This is a genomic window from Pseudomonas sp. UTLPPB19802, from assembly GCF_059730225.1.
Window position 1 is genome coordinate 670,001 of the sequence record NZ_AP048545.1, and the last position, 21,631, is coordinate 691,631.

20 protein-coding genes (1 of these 20 only partly in view) are annotated in these 21,631 nt (G+C 63.1%); 19 read left to right on the plus strand and 1 reads right to left on the minus strand.

Annotation, left to right across the window (positions count from 1 at the left end):
* On the minus strand, positions 1-597 hold the 5' portion of the coding sequence (locus AC6I6U_RS02945; protein WP_497880575.1) for an acyl-CoA dehydrogenase. 585 nt of this gene lie to the left of the window's left edge; 597 of the gene's 1,182 nt are visible here — the first part of the coding sequence; the start codon lies at positions 595-597; its stop codon lies beyond the left edge, outside the window.
* Positions 598-754: 157 nt separating this feature from the next.
* On the opposite strand from AC6I6U_RS02945, the gene AC6I6U_RS02950 reads away from it, so the two are divergent.
* From AC6I6U_RS02950 to AC6I6U_RS03040, 19 genes are all read left to right on the plus strand, one after another.
* Positions 755-1,654, plus strand: a complete 900-nt coding sequence (locus tag AC6I6U_RS02950; RefSeq protein ID WP_497880576.1) for a LysR family transcriptional regulator — start codon at positions 755-757, stop codon at positions 1,652-1,654.
* 436 nt (positions 1,655-2,090) lie between these two features.
* The gene (locus AC6I6U_RS02955) at positions 2,091-3,212 is read left to right on the plus strand and encodes a Re/Si-specific NAD(P)(+) transhydrogenase subunit alpha (protein ID WP_497880577.1); all 1,122 of its coding nucleotides are present in this window, start codon (positions 2,091-2,093) and stop codon (positions 3,210-3,212) included.
* A gap of 16 nt (positions 3,213-3,228) precedes the next feature.
* Positions 3,229-3,552 carry an NAD(P) transhydrogenase subunit alpha part 2 gene (locus AC6I6U_RS02960; protein WP_338584077.1) on the plus strand — a complete coding sequence of 108 codons (324 nt, stop codon included), beginning with the start codon at positions 3,229-3,231 and terminating at the stop codon, positions 3,550-3,552.
* On the plus strand, positions 3,552-4,988 hold the full coding sequence (locus tag AC6I6U_RS02965; protein ID WP_497880578.1) for an NAD(P)(+) transhydrogenase (Re/Si-specific) subunit beta: 1,437 nt from the start codon (positions 3,552-3,554) through the stop codon (positions 4,986-4,988). The genes AC6I6U_RS02960 and AC6I6U_RS02965 overlap by 1 nt, the downstream gene beginning before the upstream one ends.
* Before the next feature lie 180 nt (positions 4,989-5,168).
* Positions 5,169-6,662, plus strand: a complete 1,494-nt coding sequence (gene scpC, locus AC6I6U_RS02970) for a succinyl-CoA:acetate CoA-transferase ScpC (protein ID WP_497880579.1) — start codon at positions 5,169-5,171, stop codon at positions 6,660-6,662.
* Positions 6,663-6,987: 325 nt separating this feature from the next.
* On the plus strand, positions 6,988-7,203 hold the full coding sequence (locus AC6I6U_RS02975) for a DUF1127 domain-containing protein (protein WP_010448716.1): 216 nt from the start codon (positions 6,988-6,990) through the stop codon (positions 7,201-7,203).
* Positions 7,204-7,582: 379 nt separating this feature from the next.
* Entirely contained in the window at positions 7,583-7,900 is a 318-nt protein-coding gene (locus AC6I6U_RS02980; protein WP_497880580.1) for a DUF2388 domain-containing protein, read from the plus strand.
* Between the two features lie 127 nt (positions 7,901-8,027).
* Positions 8,028-8,321, plus strand: coding sequence for a DUF2388 domain-containing protein (locus AC6I6U_RS02985; RefSeq protein WP_497880581.1), 294 nt, complete (start codon positions 8,028-8,030; stop codon positions 8,319-8,321).
* A gap of 25 nt (positions 8,322-8,346) precedes the next feature.
* Positions 8,347-8,667, plus strand: a complete 321-nt coding sequence (locus AC6I6U_RS02990; RefSeq protein ID WP_497880582.1) for a DUF2388 domain-containing protein — start codon at positions 8,347-8,349, stop codon at positions 8,665-8,667.
* Positions 8,664-10,625 carry a DUF7844 domain-containing protein gene (locus tag AC6I6U_RS02995; RefSeq protein WP_497880583.1) on the plus strand — a complete coding sequence of 654 codons (1,962 nt, stop codon included), beginning with the start codon at positions 8,664-8,666 and terminating at the stop codon, positions 10,623-10,625. Before AC6I6U_RS02990 ends, AC6I6U_RS02995 begins: the two co-directional genes overlap by 4 nt.
* A gap of 573 nt (positions 10,626-11,198) precedes the next feature.
* Positions 11,199-12,506, plus strand: coding sequence for a CitMHS family transporter (locus tag AC6I6U_RS03000; protein WP_497880584.1), 1,308 nt, complete (start codon positions 11,199-11,201; stop codon positions 12,504-12,506).
* Positions 12,507-12,575: 69 nt separating this feature from the next.
* Positions 12,576-13,346: a TerC family protein gene (locus AC6I6U_RS03005; RefSeq protein ID WP_497880585.1), complete on the plus strand. Its 771-nt coding sequence runs from the start codon at positions 12,576-12,578 to the stop codon at positions 13,344-13,346.
* Between the two features lie 208 nt (positions 13,347-13,554).
* Positions 13,555-15,213 carry a Na/Pi cotransporter family protein gene (locus AC6I6U_RS03010; RefSeq protein WP_497880586.1) on the plus strand — a complete coding sequence of 553 codons (1,659 nt, stop codon included), beginning with the start codon at positions 13,555-13,557 and terminating at the stop codon, positions 15,211-15,213.
* Positions 15,214-15,268: 55 nt separating this feature from the next.
* Positions 15,269-16,645: a M16 family metallopeptidase gene (locus AC6I6U_RS03015; protein WP_497880587.1), complete on the plus strand. Its 1,377-nt coding sequence runs from the start codon at positions 15,269-15,271 to the stop codon at positions 16,643-16,645.
* A gap of 151 nt (positions 16,646-16,796) precedes the next feature.
* Complete coding sequence (locus AC6I6U_RS03020) at positions 16,797-17,837, plus strand: DUF5924 family protein (protein WP_497880588.1); 1,041 nt, start codon at positions 16,797-16,799, stop codon at positions 17,835-17,837.
* A 65-nt stretch (positions 17,838-17,902) separates the two neighbouring features.
* Positions 17,903-19,048, plus strand: a complete 1,146-nt coding sequence (locus AC6I6U_RS03025; RefSeq protein WP_497880589.1) for an ABC transporter permease — start codon at positions 17,903-17,905, stop codon at positions 19,046-19,048.
* Positions 19,045-19,848 carry an ABC transporter ATP-binding protein gene (locus AC6I6U_RS03030; protein ID WP_497880590.1) on the plus strand — a complete coding sequence of 268 codons (804 nt, stop codon included), beginning with the start codon at positions 19,045-19,047 and terminating at the stop codon, positions 19,846-19,848. Before AC6I6U_RS03025 ends, AC6I6U_RS03030 begins: the two co-directional genes overlap by 4 nt.
* 1 nt (position 19,849) lies before the next feature.
* A complete protein-coding gene (locus tag AC6I6U_RS03035; RefSeq protein WP_497880591.1) occupies positions 19,850-20,788 on the plus strand; it encodes an MlaD family protein in 939 nt (312 codons plus the stop codon).
* Positions 20,785-21,417: an ABC-type transport auxiliary lipoprotein family protein gene (locus tag AC6I6U_RS03040; protein WP_497880592.1), complete on the plus strand. Its 633-nt coding sequence runs from the start codon at positions 20,785-20,787 to the stop codon at positions 21,415-21,417. The genes AC6I6U_RS03035 and AC6I6U_RS03040 overlap by 4 nt, the downstream gene beginning before the upstream one ends.
* Positions 21,418-21,631 lie beyond the last annotated feature (214 nt).

Consider the following 21,631-nt stretch of genomic DNA (forward strand, 5'->3'; position numbering starts at 1 on the left):
GCCTTTTTCAAGGACAAAACCGCGGATATCGCCGGCATCGTCCTTGCCCCAGACCACGAACACATCGGCGATCGGGCTGTTGGTGATCCACATCTTGCTGCCGGTCAGGCTGTAGCCGCCGTCCACCTTGCGTGCACGGGTAATCATCGCACCCGGGTCGGAACCGTGGTTCGGCTCAGTCAGACCGAAGCAACCGATCCACTCGCCGCTGGCCAGCTTGGGCAAGTACTTCTGTTTCTGAGCCTCGGTACCGAACTCGTTGATCGGCACCATCACCAGTGAGGACTGCACACTCATCATCGAGCGATAACCCGAATCGATACGCTCCACCTCACGGGCAATCAGGCCGTAGCTGACATAGTTGAGGCCACTGCCACCGTACTCGACCGGAATGGTCGCACCCAGCAGGCCGACTTCGCCCATCTCACGGAAGATCGCCGGGTCGGTCTGCTCGTGACGGAAGGCTTCGAGCACCCGTGGTGCGAGCTTGTCCTGGGCAAATTGCTGGGCGGTGTCGCGAATCATCCGCTCCTCTTCAGTGAGCTGTTGATCCAGCAGCAGCGGATCGATCCAGTTGAAGCTAGCTTTAGCGCCCATCAGAGACTCCTCGCAAAACAGGTCAAATATCGTGGATTGATCCTAGGCGCCGCATGCCGATCCGGCAAACGAGGATTTCGCATGCTGTTGTGCTAATTTCTCACTCCGTAAGCTTCTCGCAAGCCATTTCCCCGCACCTTTAGTGAGATTGCCGTACATGCGCAGGAAGATCCCCAGCACTGCCGCACTGATCAGCTTCGAAGCTGCCGCCCGCCACGAGAGCTTTACCAAGGCCGCTGGCGAGCTCTCTCTCACCCAGGGAGCCATCTGCCGACAGATCGCCAGCTTGGAGGAGTTCCTCGGGGTCGAACTGTTCCGCCGCTCCAGACGCGGGGTGAAGCTCACCGAAGCGGGGCTTTCCTACAGCCGCCGGGTCGCCACGCAACTCGATGCGGTCGAACGCGACACGCTGTCAGTGATGGGCCAGCAGGGCGCCAATGTGATCGAACTGGCGGTGGTGCCGACCTTCGGCACCCAATGGCTATTGCCGCGACTCAAGGACTTCCAGCAACAACACCCGGAAGTGACGGTCAACCTGACCAACCGCACCCGGCCGTTCCTGTTCGCCGATACCGATTTCGATGCCGCCATCTACTTCGGCGACGCCGACTGGTCGGGTACCGAGTCCCATCGCCTGATGGGTGAAAACCCGATGCCGGTGTGCAGCCCGGCACTGCTGGGCAACCGCCAGAGCCTGGGTGCAACCGAGATCGCCGAACTGCCGCTGCTGCAGCAGACCACGCGTCCCTATGCCTGGCGCCAGTGGTTCAACGCCCAGGAGCTGACCATCCCCCGCGACATGACAGGCCCACGCTATGAACTATTCTCGATGCTGGCCCAGGCAGCCATGCACGAGATGGGGGTCGCGCTTATCCCACCGTTCCTGATTCAACGGGAACTGGCGGAGAAACGCCTGGTGATTGCAAACCCCAGCGCACTCACCAGCATCAAGGCCTATTACCTGATGATTCCCGACCGAAAAGTCGAATCGGCGTCTCTTCGGGCTTTTCGTGACTGGCTGGTAAACCAGGCACAGGGCTACAGCCTGCTGAATTAATGGCTCTCAGCGATACCTGACCCCGTAGTCAAATACACACAAAACCTACAGACATAACAATATGTCGCCTTTACGCAAACTGTATCGGCGATGTCGTTTTTTGTACGAAAGTGCCTACTGGCAAGGCTTCCAGGCACTTTTCCGTGCAATGTCGAACTATTCACACCGCCGATTCGAAATTTCTTCATTTCCGACCAGAATCCTTTCAAGGCCTCTATTTTGCTGGCCTGCGCCCGATCAGTGCGACATTCGGTCACGGGGTGACTTGTAGTTAATTTTGCGTCACCTTTCAGAATCTCTTGTAGGGTGTGGTTTTCGCCTGCAAAATGCCGCGCCCCGCCCGGAAAATGGCGGGATCGTGCTGATCGGCCGCTCCAGCCGCACCATTCGCAGTGCGCTGGCCTTCTTATAAAAAAGATCACGCAGGAGATTTGACGTGCACATTGGTGTTCCCCTCGAAACCCAGACCGGTGAAACTCGGGTTGCTGCCACTCCGGAAACCATCAAGAAGCTAGTCGGCCAGGGTCATAAGGTCACTGTTCAAAGCGGCGCCGGCTTACGTGCCAGCGTCATCGACAGTGCCTATGAAGCGGCAGGTGCCAATATCGGCAGCGCAGCCGAAGCTTTTGGCGCCGAACTGATTCTCAAGGTAGTGGCCCCCAGCGACAACGAGCTGGTGCTGATCAAGCCCGGAAGCGTGCTGGTAGGCATGCTCAACCCCTTCAACAACGAGACCATCGCCAAGCTGGCTACCCAGGGTATTACTGCCTTTGCCCTGGAAGCCGCGCCACGCACCTCGCGCGCGCAGAGCCTCGACGTGCTTTCGTCCCAGGCCAACATCGCCGGCTACAAGGCGGTGCTGCTCGCCGCCCAGCACTATCCGCGCTTCATGCCGATGCTGATGACCGCCGCCGGTACCGTGAAGGCCGCCCGTGTGCTGATCCTCGGCGCCGGTGTGGCGGGGCTGCAGGCCATCGCCACGGCCAAGCGCCTGGGTGCGGTGATCGAAGCCTCGGACGTGCGTCCAGCGGTGAAGGAGCAGATCGAGTCCCTGGGTGCGAAATTCGTCGATGTGCCGTACGAAACCGACGAAGAACGTGAATGCGCGGTGGGCGTGGGCGGTTATGCCCGGCCAATGCCGGCCAGCTGGATGCAGCGCCAGGCCGTGGCCGTGCACGAGCGGGCAAAACAGGCGGACATCGTCATCACCACCGCCCTGATCCCCGGACGCAAGGCGCCAGTGCTGCTCAGTGCCGAGACCGTCGCACAGATGAAACCCGGCTCGGTGGTGATCGACCTGGCTGCCGCCCAGGGTGGCAACTGCCCGCTGACCGTCGCCGACCAGGTCGTAGTCGCCCACGGCGTGACCATCGTCGGCCCGACCAACCTGCCCGGTGAAGTCGCCGCCGATGCCTCGGCGCTGTATGCACGCAACCTGCTGGATTTCCTGAAGCTGGTCTTCAACAAGGAAAAACAGTTCGAAGTGAACCTCGAAGACGACATCGTCGCCGCGTGCCTGATGTGCCGCGACGGCCAAGTCATCCGCAAGAACGCCTGAGCAGAGGATTGAGAAGATGGAAGAGCTTATCTCCCCCGGTATCTACAACCTGATCATCTTCGTGCTGGCGATCTATGTCGGTTACCACGTGGTCTGGAACGTCACGCCCGCGCTGCACACCCCCTTGATGGCCGTCACCAACGCCATCTCGGCGATCGTGATCGTCGGCGCCATGCTCGCCGCCGCCCTGACCGTGACCCCGCTGGGCAAGATCATGGGCACCCTGGCCGTGGCCCTGGCGGCGGTCAACGTGTTCGGCGGTTTCCTGGTCACACGCCGCATGCTTGAGATGTTCAAGAAGAAAGCCCCGAAAGCCGTAAAAGAAGAGGCGCCCAAGTAATGAGCATGAACCTGGTAACGACGCTCTACCTGATCGCGTCGATCTGCTTCATCCAGGCCCTCAAGGGCCTCTCGCACCCGACCACGTCGCGACGCGGCAACCTGTTCGGCATGCTCGGCATGGCCCTGGCGATCGCCACCACCGTCGGCCTGGTATTCAAGCTCGGCGCCGAGTTGGCCACCGCCGGTATCGGCTACGTGATTGTCGGGCTGCTGATCGGCGGTACCGCTGGCTCGATCATGGCCAAACGCGTCGAGATGACCAAGATGCCCGAGCTGGTCGCCTTCATGCACAGCATGATCGGCCTGGCGGCGGTATTCATCGCCATCGCGGCGGTGGTCGAACCGCAGTCGCTGGGCATCGTCAAGCAACTGGGCGATTCGATTCCGGCAGGTAACCGCCTGGAACTGTTCCTCGGCGCCGCGATTGGTGCAATTACCTTCTCCGGCTCTGTCATCGCCTTCGGCAAGCTGTCGGGCAAGTACAAGTTCCGCCTGTTCCAGGGCGCACCAGTACAGTTCGGCGGACAGCACAAGCTGAACCTGCTGCTGGGCCTGGCAACCCTCGGCCTGGGCCTGACCTTCATGCTGACCGGCAACCTCGGCGCCTTCGCCCTGATGCTGGCCCTGGCCTTCGTGCTCGGCGTGCTGATCATCATCCCGATCGGTGGCGCGGACATGCCGGTGGTGGTGTCGATGCTCAACAGCTACTCAGGCTGGGCAGCGGCGGGGATCGGCTTCTCGTTGAACAACTCGATGCTGATCATCGCCGGCTCGCTGGTGGGTTCGTCCGGTGCGATCCTCTCGTACATCATGTGCAAGGCGATGAACCGTTCGTTCTTCAACGTACTGCTCGGCGGCTTCGGCAACGCGGCGGACGCTGGTGGGCCGGCGGGTGCGCAAGAGGCGCGGCCGGTGAAGTCCGGTTCGGCCGACGACGCGACCTTCCTGCTGACCAACGCCGACACCGTGATCATCGTACCCGGCTACGGCCTGGCGGTGGCCCGTGCCCAGCACGCGCTGAAGGAACTGACGGAGAAGCTGACCCACCATGGCGTGACCGTGAAGTACGCGATCCACCCGGTGGCGGGGCGCATGCCCGGGCACATGAACGTGCTGCTGGCCGAGGCCGAGGTGCCCTACGACCAGGTGTTCGAGATGGAGGACATCAACTCCGAGTTCGGCCAGGCCGACGTGGTGCTGGTATTGGGCGCCAACGACGTGGTCAACCCGGCGGCGAAGAACGATCCGAAGTCGCCGATCGCCGGCATGCCGATTCTCGAGGCATTCAAGGCCAAGACCATCATCGTCAACAAGCGCTCGATGGCCAGCGGCTACGCAGGTCTCGATAACGAACTGTTCTACCTCGACAAGACCATGATGGTCTTCGGCGACGCGAAGAAGGTGATCGAAGACATGGTCAAGGCCGTCGAATAACTCTTGCTCCAGCGCAATACCAAAAACCCCATCCTTTAGTAGGTTGGGGTTTTTCTTTGCCCGCGAAAAACCGACAAAAGGCCCTGGAGCTGGGGTCGGCATTCGACCTTGGTCGCGCGGCGAAACTTTTCGAAACCTCTAGACTGCGCATCTTGCTTCCGTTGCCTGAGAAAAAAATCCATGTACCGTGATCGTATTCGCTTGCCTTCCCTCTCCAGTAAGGTAATGAGCGCGGCAGACGCTGCCGCCCTGATCCAGGACGGCATGACCGTCGGCATGAGCGGTTTCACCCGCGCCGGCGAAGCCAAGGCCGTGCCCCATGCATTGGCCGAACGCGCCAAGCAGGAACCGCTGAAAATCACCCTGATGACCGGCGCCAGCCTGGGCAACGATCTCGACAAGCAGCTCACCGAAGCCGGTGTGTTGTCGCGCCGCATGCCGTTCCAGGTCGACAGCACCCTGCGCAAGGCGATCAACGCCGGCGAGGTGATGTTCATCGACCAACACCTGTCGGAAACCGTCGAACAACTGCGCAACAAACAGCTCAAGCTGCCGGACCTGGCGGTCATCGAAGCGGTGGCGATCACCGAAGACGGGCATATCGTGCCGACCACCTCGGTGGGCAACTCGGCCAGCTTCGCTATCTTCGCCAAGCAGGTGATCATCGAGATCAACCTGGCGCACAATCCGAACCTGGAAGGCCTGCACGACATCTATATCCCCAGCTACCGGCCGACCCGCACACCGATCCCGCTGGTAAAGGTCGACGACCGTATCGGCAGCACCGCAATCCCGATCGACCCGGCGAAGATCGTCGCCATCGTCATCACCGAACAACCCGACTCGCCGTCCACCGTGACCCCACCGGACAGCGAAACCCAGGCCATCGCCGACCACCTGATCGCCTTCCTTAAAGAAGAAGTGGCCGACGGGCGCATGACCAACAAGCTCGGCCCGCTGCAGGCGGGGATCGGCAACATCGCCAACGCGGTGATGTGCGGCCTGATCGATTCGCCGTTCGAAGACCTGACCATGTACTCCGAAGTGCTGCAGGATTCGACCTTCGACCTGATCGACGCCGGCAAGCTGTCCTTTGCCTCCGGCAGTTCGATCACTCTGTCGGGCCGGCGCAACAGCGATGTGTTCGGCAACCTGGAGCGCTATAAAGAGAAGCTGGTGCTGCGCCCGCAGGAAATCTCCAACCATCCGGAAGTGGTGCGTCGCCTGGGCATCATCGGTATCAACACCGCCCTGGAGTTCGACCTGTACGGCAACGTCAACTCCACCCATGTCTGCGGCACCCGGATGATGAACGGCATCGGCGGCTCCGGCGACTTCGCCCGCAATGCGCACCTGGCGATCTTCGTCACCAAGTCGATCGCCAAGGGCGGCGCCATCTCCAGCGTGGTGCCGATGGTCAGCCACGTTGACCACACCGAGCATGACGTCGACATCCTCGTCACCGAGATCGGCCTGGCCGACCTGCGCGGCCTGGCGCCACGGGAGCGGGCACGGGCGATCATCGACAACTGCGTGCACCCGCTGTACCGCGCCGCGCTCAATGACTACTTCGAGCGCGCCTGCGCCCTGGGTGGCCATACCCCGCACATCCTGCGCGAGGCTCTGGGCTGGCACATGAACCTGGAAGAAACCGGGAAAATGCTCGCTGACTGATCAAAACAGTTCCCCGCTGGCGCACACACAGTTTCGTCAGCGGGCGAACCGCTCCACGCAAAACATAAAAAACTGTACTGCTGTACTGGTCTTTTTCCTTCCTAAATCCCCTCCCAACGCCCTCGCCAACATGAAAATGCACCAATTTCGTGCAGATAGGTACAGTTGCCTCAATTTCGAGCAGTACAGCACCTATAAACAGTTAACTGGTCCCTCACAATACAAGTGAACTGTATCTAGAGAGGCTGGGCAAATGAGAGGATCATTGGCATCAGTCGAAGTTAAACCACTCCCTGATCCCGCCAAAAGCGGAAGGATGTCAACCATGGAACGTACACTCAGTTCCGAACTGTTCTACGAAAACACCGCTACTGAAGCCAAAGCCTCTCTGCCTCTGCGCGTTCTGGCCAACCTGATGCTGTGGCAGCGCCGTATCGCCAGCCGCCATCAACTGGCTCGCCTGGATGCTCGCCTGCTGGCCGATGCCGGTATCAGCGAAGCCCAGCGCTACGAAGAGCTGAGCAAGCCGTTCTGGCGCTAAGCAGCGCTCGCTGGCCCTGACCCACCGGGTCCACCGCCAGCAACCGAATTGAACAAACAGAACCCGTCGCGGGAAACCGCGACGGGTTCTGTCGTTTCAGGGCCGGGATTTTCACGATGAATCTGCCAAGATCGACCGACAGGTACAGTTTTTCATAAAATAAAAACATACCGGTACAGTTTATGAAATCCGACAAGAAGGCTCTAGACCGGTCATCACGGCGGCAAAATCGGCTTCCCGCCTCCACGGAACTCCGCCTAATATCGCGGTCATAGGTAGCCCGCAGCGCGGAATGTGCGTCTGAGGTTCAGCGTTACCGTGTTCGAGTGGCCGTGCTGTGCTGGTCCACTGTTCCTCTTCCCTGTCCAGGAGATTCACCATGTCCCGTCTTCGCCTGCTCGGCGCTGCCAGCCTGTTGTGCATGGCCGCCACCGCCCATGCCAGCAGCTTCCTCGTCACTACCGATGCCGTGGTCGGCGCGCTCCAGGCCACCACCGACACCACGTCCGATGCGACCTCGTCGCTGCGCGACAACAAGATCGTTCGCGCCGCCCGTGACGATGCTGCCAGCTTCGTCGCCAGCGAAGGCCGGATCCGCGGGGTGAAGCTGGAAAGCGCGTTCGACACTATCCGCCGCCAGGCACCCCAACTGCAGGCCAGCGACGCACAGCTGGCGCAGGCGATCCTGGCAATCTGACGGACACCGGAGCATGAGGCCCAAAAAGGGCCACATGCCCGCAAAAGGCTCGTCGCAGACCTCCGCGCTGGTCCTGGCCGGCTCATTCCGCTAGCCTTGACGCTCGTTCAATCAGCCATCGAGACTCATGCGTTCATTATCCTTATTGCTCATAGCCCTCAGCTGGATCACTCAGGCCCACGCATTCGACATGACTACACAAGGCGTCGTCGTCAGTGGTTATGTCACCAGCCAGGTGACCACCGCGCCCTTCGACCATAAACTGATATTGGCGGCCCGGGATGATGCCGCTGCCTTTGTCGCCAGCGACGGCCAGGTGCGGGGAGCGCAGTTGGAGTCGGCCTTGAGCTGGCTGCGTCACAGCCGGCCAAAACTTCATGCAAGCGACCTTGAACTGGCCGAGGCAATTCTCGTCAAATAGTCACTTCTGTATCCGGAGACATTTCATGCGTACCCCCCTGATCGCCGCCGCCCTCGGCTTGCTGTTGCTGGCCGACGTGGCCTCGGCGCACACCCTGGTGGCCACCAGTAACATCATCGTCCGCGCCTCGGGTCGCACCATCGACTTCACCTCGGACACCACCACCTCGATCCGCGACTCGAAAGTGGTCCGCGAGGCCCATGACGACGCCGCCAGCTTCGTCGCCAGCCGTGGCGAGATCCGCGGAGCGCAACTGGAAGCCGCCTTCAATGCCCTGCGCACCCAGGTGCCGGAAGCTCGCGACGCCAGCGACCAGACCCTCGCCGAAGCCATCCTCGCGCTGTGAAGCCATTTGCCGGCTGGCTGCTGGCCTGCTCGCTGTTGCTTGGCGGCAACACGGCCCAGGCCAACCTGCACTTGCAGCTCGACAGCGAAGGCCTGAGCCCGGCCGAGCAGCGCGCCAGCCAGGCACTGCTGGATGAGGCCATCGCCCACCTGCCGCCCAGCTTCATCGAGGGGCTGGACCGACGCATCACCCTGAGCTGGTCCACCCGCATGCCGGACAACGCCTATGGCGAGGCATCGCTGGTTTCGGAAGTCGAGCTCAACCGCAACCTGCTGCCCGGCCTGGTCGACGGCTCGGCGGCAACGAAAAAGACCCATCGCCCCCACGGCACCGTGCGCGAGGAAATGCTCGCCACCGTATTGCACGAACTGACCCATATCTACGACCGCGCCCGCCTGTGGCCAGAGGCCGAGCGCCGGCTGATCCAGCGCTGCAACCTGCAGAACGGCAACACCGGCCTGGTCGGCCTGCCCGACCAATGTCGGGGCCAGAACGGTCGCCGCTTCACCCTCAGCGACGACCCACGCCTGCTGGACCTGGCCGGCTGGCAGCAGTCGGTCGGCACCCGCGGCCAGCGCGAGACACACAACAAGCAGGTGGCCCGCAGCCCCGACATCTACGAGACCACCAATCCCAAGGAGTTCGTCGCGGTCAACATGGAGTACTTCCTCCTCGACCCGGCCTACGCCTGCCGCCGTCCGGCGCTGTACCGCTACTACAAGGAACGCTTCGGCTGGGCACCGCCAGCGAAGGACAACTGCGCCAAGGCCTTCCCGTTCCTCAACGCCGGCAACGATTTCGGCAAGACGCCGCTGGGCAAGATCGACCCCGAGCGGGTCTATGAAGTCGACTACCTGCTGGCCGAAGCCAACCAGAACTGGGTCAGCCGCTGGGGCCACAGCATGCTGCGCCTGGTCATCTGCGCACCTGGCCGGCCACGCGGGCCGGATTGCCGACTGGACCTCGACCAGCACCTGGTGCTGTCCTACCGCGCCTTCGTCAACGACGTGCAGCTCTCGACCTGGGGCGGCCTGACCGGCGCCTACCCGTCACGATTGTTTGTGCTGCCGCTGGCCCAGGTCATCGACGAGTACACCAAGACCGAGCTGCGCAGCCTGGCCTCGGTGCCGCTGAAACTGTCGCGCCAGGAAATCGAGGAAGTGGTCGAGCACGCCGCCGAGATGCACTGGAGCTATGACGGCAACTACTACTTCGTCACCAACAACTGCGCGGTCGAGACCCTCAAGCTGTTACGCAGCGGCACCGACAACGCCCAGCTCAAGGGCCTCGACAGCATCATGCCCAACGGCCTGCTGGAAGTGCTCAAGGGCCGCGGCCTGGCCGACACCAGCGTGCTCGACGACCCGCGCGAGGCCTTGCGTCTGGGCTATCGCTTCGACTCCTACCGGGACCGCTACCAGGCGATGTTCGAGGTGCTGAAAAAGCACCTGCCGATCAAGCAGGAAACCGTCGAGGACTGGCTGACCCTGCGGCCTGAAGAACGTCGTCCATGGTTCACCCAGGCCGACCTGCGCACCAGCGCCGCCTTGCTGCTGCTGGAACAGGCGGGCTATCGCCGGCAACTGCTGCTGGCCCAGGACGAGGTCAAGCAGAAGTACCTCGGCGGGCGTGACATCAAGGACGGCGGCATGGACCAGGCCAACCGTACCCTGCAGGCGATCCTGGCCAACAGCGGCTTCCTCAGCCGCCCGGCGGAACTGCTCGGCAGCGGTGGCTACGGTCTGCCACAACCCGGCGAATGGCAGCGCCTGGAAGCCGAGAGCAGCCAGCGCCAGCAGCAGTTGCAGCGTCTCACCGGCGACCTCGACAAGGAAGTGCGCAAGCTGCTCGACCCGGCCCGCGAGGCCGAGATCGAAGCCAGCGAAGCCAACCTGAAGATCGTCGGCGAACACCTGCGCAGCCTGCACAAGGCGGCGGGCGGCCTCGAACTGCCCTGATCCGTAAGCCGTGGTGGCTGTCGCGCCCCTTTCGCGGATAGATCCTGTTTTCATGGTGATCAGGCCTATGTGGCGAGCGGGCTTGCCCGCGCTCGACTGCGAAGCAGTCGCAAGTCCGGCAAAGCCGGTTTTGCCTGGTACACCGCGTGGGTCGACTCCAGGGCCGCTCCGCAGCCCAGCGCGGGCAAGCCCGCTCGCCACATAAACCCAACTGCCATACAAATCCGCTCGCCACAGTAATCTTGCCAGACACAAATGCCGTGAGCGCCGCCAACCCTGTGGGGCAGGATTCATCCGCGAACGGCGCCATACAATTCCCAAACCAACCTTTCAGCCACGAAAGCTGGCTGAAAGCTTCCCCCATTAGCATCGCCTCACCACCGGCACCAGACCGGTCGGCCAGGTCGCGCCCGCAAGCGCACCAAAGGCCCAATCAACAACAACAATGGTGATACCGATGTCCGTCCCGACCTGCCTGTTCGCTGCAAATCCGCCCGTAACGCCCGCGCCCGCCTTGCGCTGACCCCAGCCGCTTCGCCTTTCCCTAGCCGCGTTACGCCCGGAGTACTCCCCATGCTGACTTTCCTTGGCTTCGCCATGGTCATTACCTTCATGTACCTGATCATGACCAAGCGCCTGTCCGCGCTGATCGCCCTGATCATCGTACCGATCCTCTTCGCCCTGTTCGGCGGCTTCGGCGCCACCATCGGCAAAATGATGATCGAAGGCATCACCAAGCTCGCGCCGACCGGCGTGATGCTGATGTTCGCCATTCTCTACTTCGCCCTGATGATCGACTCCGGCCTGTTCGACCCGGCCGTGCGCAAGATCCTCAAGCTGGTCAAGGGCGACCCGCTGAAGGTTTCGGTCGGCACTGCAGTGCTGGCCCTGGTGGTCTCCCTCGACGGTGACGGCGCCACCACCTACATGATCTGCGTCGCCGCCATGCTGCCGCTGTACAGCCGCATCGGCATGAGCCCGCGGATCATGGCCGGGCTGATCATTCTCGCCGGCGGCGTGATGAACATGACCCCCTGGGGCGGCCCGACCGCCCGTGCCGCCAGCGCGCTGCATGTCGACCCGTCGGACATCTTCGTGCCAATGATCCCGGCCATGTGCGCCGGCGTGCTGGCGATCCTGCTGATTGCCTACTTCTACGGCAAGCGCGAGCGGACCCGCCTGGGCGAGTTGCACATCCTCGGTGACGACATCGACCATAGCGAAATCAGCGTCTCGCAGTTCCCCGAAGCGCGCCGGCCGAAACTGATCTGGTTCAACGGCGCCCTGACCCTGGGCCTGATGTGCGCACTGATCGCCGGGCTGCTGCCACTGCCGGTGCTGTTCATGGTCGCGTTCAGTATCGCCATGATCGTCAACTACCCCTGCCTGCAACAGCAGAAGGACCGTATCGCCGCCCACGCCGGCAGCGTGCTGGCGGTGGTCGGATTGATCTTCGCCGCGGGTATCTTCACCGGTATCCTGTCCGGCACCGGCATGGTCGACGCCATGTCCAAGAGCCTGCTGGCGGTGATTCCACCGGCGCTCGGCCCGTACCTGGCGGTGATCACCGCGCTGGCGAGCATGCCGTTCACCTTTTTCATGTCCAACGATGCGTTCTATTATGGTGTGCTGCCAGTACTGGCCGAAGCCGCCAGCCACTACGGCATCAGCGCCGTGGAAATGGCACGTGCCTCGATCGTCGGTCAGCCCGTCCATCTGTTGAGCCCACTGGTTCCATCGACCTACCTGCTGGTGGCACTGGCCGGCATCGAATTCGGCGATCACCAGCGCTTCACCCTGAAATGGGCTGTACTGGTGTGCCTGTGCATACTGGTAGGCGCATTGCTGCTGGGGACATTCCCGCTCTTCGGCAGTCTATAACGATAACGATTCACCGCCAGCCCGGCGAACGATGCAGGGCTGGCCCAACATTCGAGCAAAGGAACACACATGGATTGGCTGACCAACCCGGAAATCTGGGTCGCCTTCTTCACCCTGACCGCCCTGGAGATCGTCCTGGGCATCGACAACATCATCATGATCTCGATCCTGGTCAGCCGCATGCCCAAGCACATGCAGCAGCGCACTCGGATCTTCGGCCTGGCCCTGGCGATGATCACGCGGATCATGTTGCTGCTGTCGATCACCTGGGTCATGCGCCTGACCGCCGACCTGTTCGTGGTCCTCGGCCAGGGCATCTCCGGGCGCGACCTGATCCTGTTCTTCGGTGGCCTGTTCCTGTTGTGGAAAAGCTCACAGGAGATCTACCACGGCCTGGAAGGCGAGGACGAAACAGCCGATGAAGGCCCGGCAGGCAAGGGCGGCAACTTCCTCTACACCATCATCCAGATCGCGATCATCGACATCGTGTTCTCCCTCGACTCGGTGATCACCGCCGTGGGCATGGTTTCCCATGTACCGGTGATGGTCGCGGCGATCATCGTCGCAGTGCTGGTGATGATGCTCGCCTCGCGGGCCATCGGCGACTTCATCGATAAACACCCGTCGCTGAAGATGCTCGCGCTGTCGTTCCTGATCGTGGTCGGCACCGTGCTGATCGCCGAAGCCTTCGACGTACATGTACCGAAAGGCTACGTCTACTTCGCCATGGCGTTCTCCCTGGCGGTCGAGGCGATCAACATCAAGATGCGCACCGCGATGGCGAAAAAGAAAGCCCAGCAGGATCCGGTGAAACTGCGCAAGGATGTTCCGGGTCAATAGACCCGAAGCGTCGACGAAACAGGAAAAGGGGCCTCACGGCCCCTTTTTTTGTGTTTTTTTCATGACCGTTTTGTTTCAGGAGCGCTGACAACCATGCGATGCTGGCGCTTGTGCCGATAGCCGACTAAAGCTTAAGGACAAGTCGTAGAAAGGCACGCGATACATTCAACTTGCCCCTCTGGGGCACCAGCATCCCAGGGGGCCCACCATGCTGACCCTGCTCAATCTGCTTTCCGCCGTGACCCTGCTGATCTGGGGCACGCATATCGTCCGCACCGGCATCCTGCGGGTCTACGGCTCCAACCTGCGCCAGGTGATCGGCCAGAACATGGCCAGGCGGCCACTGGCGTTCGTTGCCGGCATCCTGGTCACGGCCATGGTGCAGAGCAGCAACGCCACGGCGATGCTGGTGACCTCCTTCGTCGGCCAGGGTCTGATGGCGCTGACCCCGGCCCTGGCCACCATGCTCGGTGCCGACGTCGGTACCGCGCTGATGGCCCGGGTGCTGACCTTCGACCTGTCCTGGCTGTCGCCGCTGCTGATCTTCCTCGGGGTGATCTTCTTCCTCTCGCGCAAGCAGACCCGCGCCGGGCAACTCGGCCGCGTCGGCATCGGCCTGGGGCTGATCATCCTCGCCCTGCAACTGATCGTCGAAGCCGCGGCGCCAATCACCCATGCCCAGGGCGTGAAGGTGGTGTTCGCCTCGTTGACCGGCGACATCCTGCTCGACGCCCTGGTCGGTGCGCTGTTCGCGATGATTTCCTATTCCAGCCTCGCCGCCGTGCTGCTCACCGCAACCCTGGCCGGCGCCGGGGTAATCGGCCTGCCGGTGGCCATCGGCCTGGTGATCGGCGCCAATATCGGCAGCGGCGTCCTGGCCTTCCTCAGCACCAGCATGCAGAATGCCGCCGGCCGCCAGGTCGCCCTCGGCAGCCTGCTGTACAAGCTGATCGGCCTGCTGCTGATCATTCCCGTGCTGACCCCGCTGGTGCACTGGCTCGATGACCTGGACTTCAGCCCGCAGGAGATGGTCATCGGTTTCCACCTGCTCTACAACACCGTGCGTTGCCTGGTCCTGCTACCCAGCGTCGGACCGATGGCACGGCTGTGCAGCTGGTTGCTGCCGGAACGGCCGGAAGCCAACGGCAAGCTGAAACCCCGCCATCTGGACCTGGCAGCGCTCGCCACCCCGGGCCTGGCGCTGTCCAACGCGGCCCGCGAGACCCTGCGCATTGGCGACCTGATCGAGAACATGCTCGACGCCATGCTCGACGTACTGCGCGGCAAGCAGACCGCCGTGGCCATCGAGATGCGCCGCCTGAGCGATGATGTCGAGGTACTCTACAACGCGGTCAAGCTGTACCTGGCACAGATGCCCCGCGAGGACCTGGGCGAACAGGACAGTCGACGCTGGGCAGAAATCATCGAACTGGCGATCAACCTGAAGCTGGCGGCCGACCTGATCGAGCGCATGCTGCGCAAGGTCCAGCAGCAGAAAACCGCCAAGCGCCGCTCGTTCTCCGAAGACGGCCTGGAGGAACTGGCCGGCCTGCACAGCCAGTTGACCGACAACCTGCGCCTGGGCCTGTCGGTGTTTCTCAGCGCCGACCCGGAAAGCGCCCGACAGTTGCTGCGCGAGAAGCGCCGCTTCCGTGCCCAGGAACGGCGCCTGGCCCATGCCCATGTCAGTCGCCTGCAGAAAAAGATCGTACAAAGCATCGAGACCAGTTCCCTGCACCTGGAGCTGATTGCCGACATGAAGCGCCTGAATTCGTTATTCTGCAGCAGCGCCTACGTGGTCCTGGAAACCTCCGACACCGGCGCGCTGGCCTCGGAAGAAACAGCCGATATCACCCACTCGCCTTGAACGTCCACGGCTCGACCGTTGTCTGTGCGTAGGAACCCGTTTGCGGAAATTGGTTATGCGTTGCCTGCTGTTCGTTTGCCTGTTGTTCACGCTGGTCCCCGCCCAAGCCCTTGATCGCTTCCAGGTCGAGGGTTACCAATTGCCCAACGGCCTGCAACTGCTGCTCAAGCCGGGCAGCGAGCGCGGGCACGTGGCAATCCGGCTGGTGGTGGGCGTCGGTTTCGACGATTTCGCCTGTGCCGACAAGGAGCTGCCGCACCTGCTCGAACACTTGCTGTTCAGCGGCATCGACGCCGGTGGCGAGGGTGGCCTGGAAGAACGCATGCAGGCCCTCGGCGGCGAATGGAACGCCTACACCAGCGACGCCGACACCACCTTCGTGATCGAGGCGCCTGCGGCCAACCAGCGCAAGATTCTCGACCTGCTGCTGGCGGTGCTGACCAAGACCCGGTTCAGCGACGACGACATCGCCGCCGCCAAGCAGGTGGTCGAGCGCGAAGATGGCGGCCATTACTCGCACCTTCAGCGCTGGCTGGACATCCAGCCGAGCGGGCACCGCAGCAGCGACCAGTTGGCCGAGGAACTGGGACTCAAGTGTCGTGAACACCCCGGGGTCAGCCACCTGACCCGGGCGCAGCTCGAAGCGCTACGCAAGAACTGGTACGCGCCGAACAACATGACGCTGATCATGGTCGGTGACCTCGACCGCCTGCTGCCGGCCTACCTGGACCGGGCGTACGGCGCGCTGGAGCCGGTGGAGCCCAACGACCACCTGCCACTGCCACAGATACTTCACCATGGCGCCGCCGAGCGCGACCTGATCCGTGGCTGGGTCGGCAACGGCGCGAAGATCCACTGGCTGTTTCCCGAGCCGGTTCTGGAAGACCAGTCCGACGCGGCGGTCGACCTGCTCAAGGATTACCTGGATTGGGCACTGTACCGCCAGTTGCGCCTGGCCCACAGCCTGTCCTACGGGCCCTGGAGCGAACGCGAAGTGCTCGGCGGCGTCGGTTTCTTCAGCCTCAATGCCGATGTCGAGCGGGACAATCTCGAGCAGGCCCGGCAAGTGCTGGCCGACCTGAAGGCACAATTGCTCAAGGACGGCCTAGACCCGGCTACCTTCGCCCGCCTGCAGCAGGCCGCTATCGCCCGCCAGGCCTGGGCCGTGCAGGGCAACAGCGCGCTGGCCGACTATTACTGGGGCGCCCTGGGCGATTACGAGGATGGCCACTTCAGCAATCCGGCCAAGGCCTTGCAGGCGGTGACACTCAAGGATGCCAACAAGGCCATGCGCAAGCTGCTGGACCAGCCGGGTTACCTGCGGATCGAGAAGCCACAGTTCAGCTATGACCAACTGATGTGGCTAGGAGCCGGCCTGCTGGCGCTGCTGGTACTGCTCCCGTTGGGCTGGCGGGCCTGGCGACGGCGCTAGACTCCGGGGCCTCTTCGCGGATGAACCGGACCGGATTCATCCGCGAAGAGGCCCTCAAGCCCACCAGCAACAGATCGGCTTTATCCCATAAGAGCTGACAAAAACTGTATTGTGTCGGCCTATTTCACCCGCCACTCCTGTGACCTGCCGCATGCCCAAGCTGACCCTCCTCATCCAACGCATCCTCGAACTGATGAAGCGTTACCCGGGGGCCATCGCCGCCTTCGGCTTCTGCTCGGGGATCGCCAGCTTCATCCTCATCGACCGCCAACAGAGCAAGGCCAGCCTGATTGCCATCGTGCTGTTGCTGAGCTGGGTCTGGCTGATGCTGGAAAACACCCTGACCCAATTGTTCAGCCGCCTGTTCAAGCGCGAGATTCCCGAGCCGCTGCTGCGCTATGCCACGCAGTTGATCCATCAGGAAAGCCTGTTCTTTGTCCTGCCGTTCTTCTTCATCACCACCACCTGGAACAGCGGCCAACTGGTCTTCACCAGCCTGCTCGGCGCTGCGGCGCTGGTGTCGATCACCGATCCGCTGTACTACAAGTGGCTGGCACCCAAGCGCTGGCTGCTGCTGGGCCTGCACACGCTGACGCTGTTCGCCGCGATGCTCACCGCACTGCCGATCATCCTGCACCTGACCACCGCCCAGAGCTACAAGCTGGCCCTGGGCACCGCGCTGCTGCTGTCGATCCCCAGCCTGGCGGTGAGCCTGCCACTACGCAGCGTGCGTGGCTGGCTGATGCTGGTCAGTGTCACCCTGGCCGTCGGCAGTGCCGGCTGGCTGCTGCGTTCCTGGGTACCGCCGGCCACCCTGTGGATGACCGAGGTCGCGGTGACCACGCAACTGCAAGACCGCACTCCCGGCGCCAGCCTGGAACAGGTCGATGCCGGCCAGGTGCGCGGCGGCGGGCTCTACGCCTATACCTCGATCAATGCGCCACGCGGCCTCGATGAGCGGATCTACCATGTCTGGGAATTCAATGGTCGCGAAGTCGACCGGATCGCCCTGGATATCCACGGCGGGCGCAAGGAAGGCTACCGCGCCTGGACGCACAAGCAGAACTTCCCTGCCGATCCGACCGGCCGCTGGCTGGTGCGGGTGCTGACCGAAGACGGACAGATGCTCGGCGTGCTGCGTTTCGAGATCACTGACCAGGCAGCGGCAGCAAAGACCGCACAAGGGTCCTAGTGATTTGTCAGACTAACGTGCTATTACAGTGGTTTGCGTAAATACCTGTTCAAGCCCGGAAGCTCATGATCATCAGCACGACGGCCGGCAACGCCCAGCTGGACACCTCGACGACACCCGCACGCCTGCGGGTCAGTGGCGACTGGACGCTGGCCCACTACAACGAATTGAAACGTCGCTGCGCCGCATTGCTCGGTCACTACGACGCCAGCACCACCGTCGACCTGGAGCAGTTGGGCGCGCTCGACACTGCCGGCGCCTCGCTGCTGGTGGAGCTGCTGGGCGCCCAGCGCCTCGGGCAACTGACCGAGCAGAGCGATCACCTGTCCGCCGCCGATAGGGCGCTGCTGCAGACCGTCTACTGTTCGCTGACCGACTTCTGCGAGCCGGTCAAGGAACCGGAGCAGGCCGCCGGCATGCAACTGCTCGAACGGATCGGCCGGGCGGTGGACAAGGTCTGGCAGGACACCCAGCAACTGCTCGGCTTCGTTGGCCTGATCCTCGAAACCCTCGCGCGCGGCCTGCTGCGGCCGTCGCGCTGGCGACTCACGCCGATGGTCGCGCATATCGAGCAAACCGGCCTCGATGCCGCACCGATCATCGCCCTGCTGACCTTCCTGGTCGGCGCCGTGGTGGCGTTTCTCGGCGCGACGGTCCTGGCCAGTTTCGGCGCCAGCATCTTTACCGTGGACCTGGTGGCGTTCTCCTTCCTGCGTGAGTTCGGCGTACTGCTGACCGCGATTCTGATGGCCGGCCGCACCGCCAGCGCCTTTACCGCGCAGATCGGTTCGATGAAGGCCAACGAGGAAATCGACGCCATCCGCACCCTCGGCCTGGACCCCATGGAACTGCTGGTGCTACCACGGGTGCTGGCGCTGCTGATCGCGCTGCCGATGCTGACCTTCCTCGCCATGATCTGCGGGATCGTCGGTGGTGGTGTGGTCTGTGCCATGTCGCTGGGCATCTCGCCGGCGATGTTCCTCTCGCTGCTGCAGGCCGACATCGGTATCCAACATTTTCTGGTGGGCCTGGTGAAGGCGCCATTCTTCGCCTTCCTGATCGCCGCCGTGGGTTGCCTGGAAGGCTTCAAGGTCAGCGGCAGTGCCGAATCGGTCGGTGCCCACACCACCTCCAGCGTGGTCCAGTCGATCTTTATCGTCATCGTGCTCGACGCCGTCGCCGCGCTGTTCTTCATGGAGATGGGCTGGTGAGCCGGGTAGCGCGACCGCCCAGCGAGGCGGTGATCGAGGTTCGTGGGTTGTGCAATCGCTTCGGCTCGCAGAGCGTGCACGAGCATCTCGACCTCGACCTGTACAAAGGCGAGATCATGGCGGTGGTCGGCGGCTCCGGCACCGGCAAGTCGGTGCTGATGCGCAGCATCATCGGCCTGCGCCGCCCCAGTGAAGGCCAGGTACGGGTGTTCGGCCAGGACCTGCCGAGCCTGCCGGAACGGGACAGGTCGCAGATCGAGCGCCGTTTTGGCGTGCTGTTCCAACAGGGCGCACTGTTTTCTTCGCTGACAGTGGTCGAGAACGTCGCCCTGCCGCTGATCGAACACGCCGGGCTCAGCCGGGCCGACGCCGAGCACCTGGCCTGCGTGAAACTGGCACTGGCCGGCCTGCCGCTGTCGGCCGCCAACAAGTACCCGGCCTCGCTCTCCGGCGGCATGATCAAGCGCGCCGCCCTGGCCCGAGCCCTGGCCCTGGACCCGGACATCCTGTTTCTCGACGAGCCCACCGCCGGCCTCGACCCGATCGGCGCTGCCGCCTTCGACCAACTGATCCTGACACTGCGCGACGCCCTTGGCCTGAGTGTGTTCCTGATCACCCACGATCTCGACACCCTCTACACCATCACCGACCGGGTCGCGGTGCTGGCGCAGAAACGCGTACGGGTGGCCGACGCCATCGAACGGGTCGCCGAAACCGACGACCCCTGGATTCACGAATACTTCCACGGCCCACGAGGCCGCGCCGCCTACGCTGCGGCAACACCGCTCAAGGAGGGATAAGATGGAAACCCGTGCCCATCATGTGATGATCGGCCTGTTCAGCGTAGTGGTGGTGCTTGGCGCACTGCTCTTCGGCCTGTGGCTGGCCAAGTCCAGCGTCGATACCGCGTTCAAGGACTACGAAGTGGTCTTCAACGAGGCCGTCAGCGGCTTATCTCGTGGCAGCCCGGTGCAGTACAGCGGGATCAAGGTTGGCGACGTGCTGCAACTGAGCCTCGACCCCAAGGACCCGCGCCGGGTACTGGCACGCATCCGCCTGGTCGGCGACACCCCGATCAAGGAAGACACGCGCGCCAAGCTGGCCCTGACCGGGATCACCGGCACCTCGCTGATCCAGCTCAGCGGCGGCACTCCGCAGAGCCCCGAGCTCAAGGGCAAGGACGGCAAGCTGCCGGAGATCGTCGCCAGTCCGTCGCCGATCTCCCGCCTGCTGAACGACAGCAGCGACCTGATGAGTGGCGTGAACCTGCTGCTGCATAACGCCAACGCGCTGTTCTCCCGGGAGAATGTGGAAAACGTCGGCAAGACCCTGGACAACCTGCAACAGACCACCGGTGCCATCGCCAGCCAGCGCGATGACATCCGCCAGGTACTGCAGCAGATGACCCAGGTCAGCAAGCAGGTCAGCGGTACCCTGGAGCAGACCTCGCAACTGATGCGCAATGCCAACCACCTGCTCGACAACCAGGGCACCCAGGCCCTGGGCAGTGCCGAGCGGGCCATGCAGTCGCTGGAACAGAGCAGCGCAACCCTCAACAAGCTGCTCGCCAACAACCAGGATTCGGTCAACAGCGGCCTGCAGGGGCTCAACGAACTGGCGCCGGCAATCCGCGAACTGCGTGAAACCCTGGGCAGCCTGAAGACCGTGTCGCAACGCCTGAACGCCAACCCCAGCGGCTACCTGCTGGGCCGTGACCAGAACAAGGAATTCACCCCATGAGGCTTGCCCGTCGTGCCCTGAGCCACCTGACCCTGATCGCCGGCCTGGCCCTGGGCAGTGCCTGCTCGATCCTGCCCGAGGCCGAGCCGGTGGACGTCTACCGGCTGCCGACCGCCCAGGGCAGCCTGGCCGCGCCGGCGGTCCAGCCGGTCGAGTGGTCGTTGCGCCTCGCCAAGCCGATTGCCGGCGAGGCCTTGAACAGCCCGAACATCGCCGTGATTCCACACGGTGACCTGCTCAGCCACTACAAGGCCTCGCGCTGGAGCGACCCCGCGCCGGTACTGCTGCGCAACCGCCTTCTCGATGCCTTCCAGCGTGACGGGCGGGTACGCTTGCTGAGCACCGACGATAGCAACCTGCGGGCGGACTTCGAACTGGGTGGTGAATTGCAGGCGTTCCAGACCGAATACCACGGGCAGGCCGCCGAGGTGGTGATCCGTTTCGATGCGCGACTGGTACGTGACAGCGACCAGCGGATTCTCGCCAGCCGTCGCTTCGAAGTGCGCCAGCCACTGGGCGACAAGCAGGTGTCTGCGGTGGTCGCCAGTTTCGGCCAGGCTGGCGACAGGCTGACGGGGCAGGTGATTGGCTGGGCGGTGCAGCAGGGCGAGGCTTCAGCCAAACGCTGAGACCCCGGCCACTGAGGGCTTTTGTGGCGAGCGGGCTTGCCCGCGCTCGGCTGCAAGGCAGCCGCGAATCGGCTACCGCGTTGTATCAGGCAGGACATGCATGCCGGTTTCAGGGCCGCTTCGCGGCCCAGCGCGGGCAAGCCCGCTCGCCACTCAGTCACTCATAGCCAGTTAGCCAGCCAGCATCCTCCAAGGAGCGAACACCGCGGCAGGC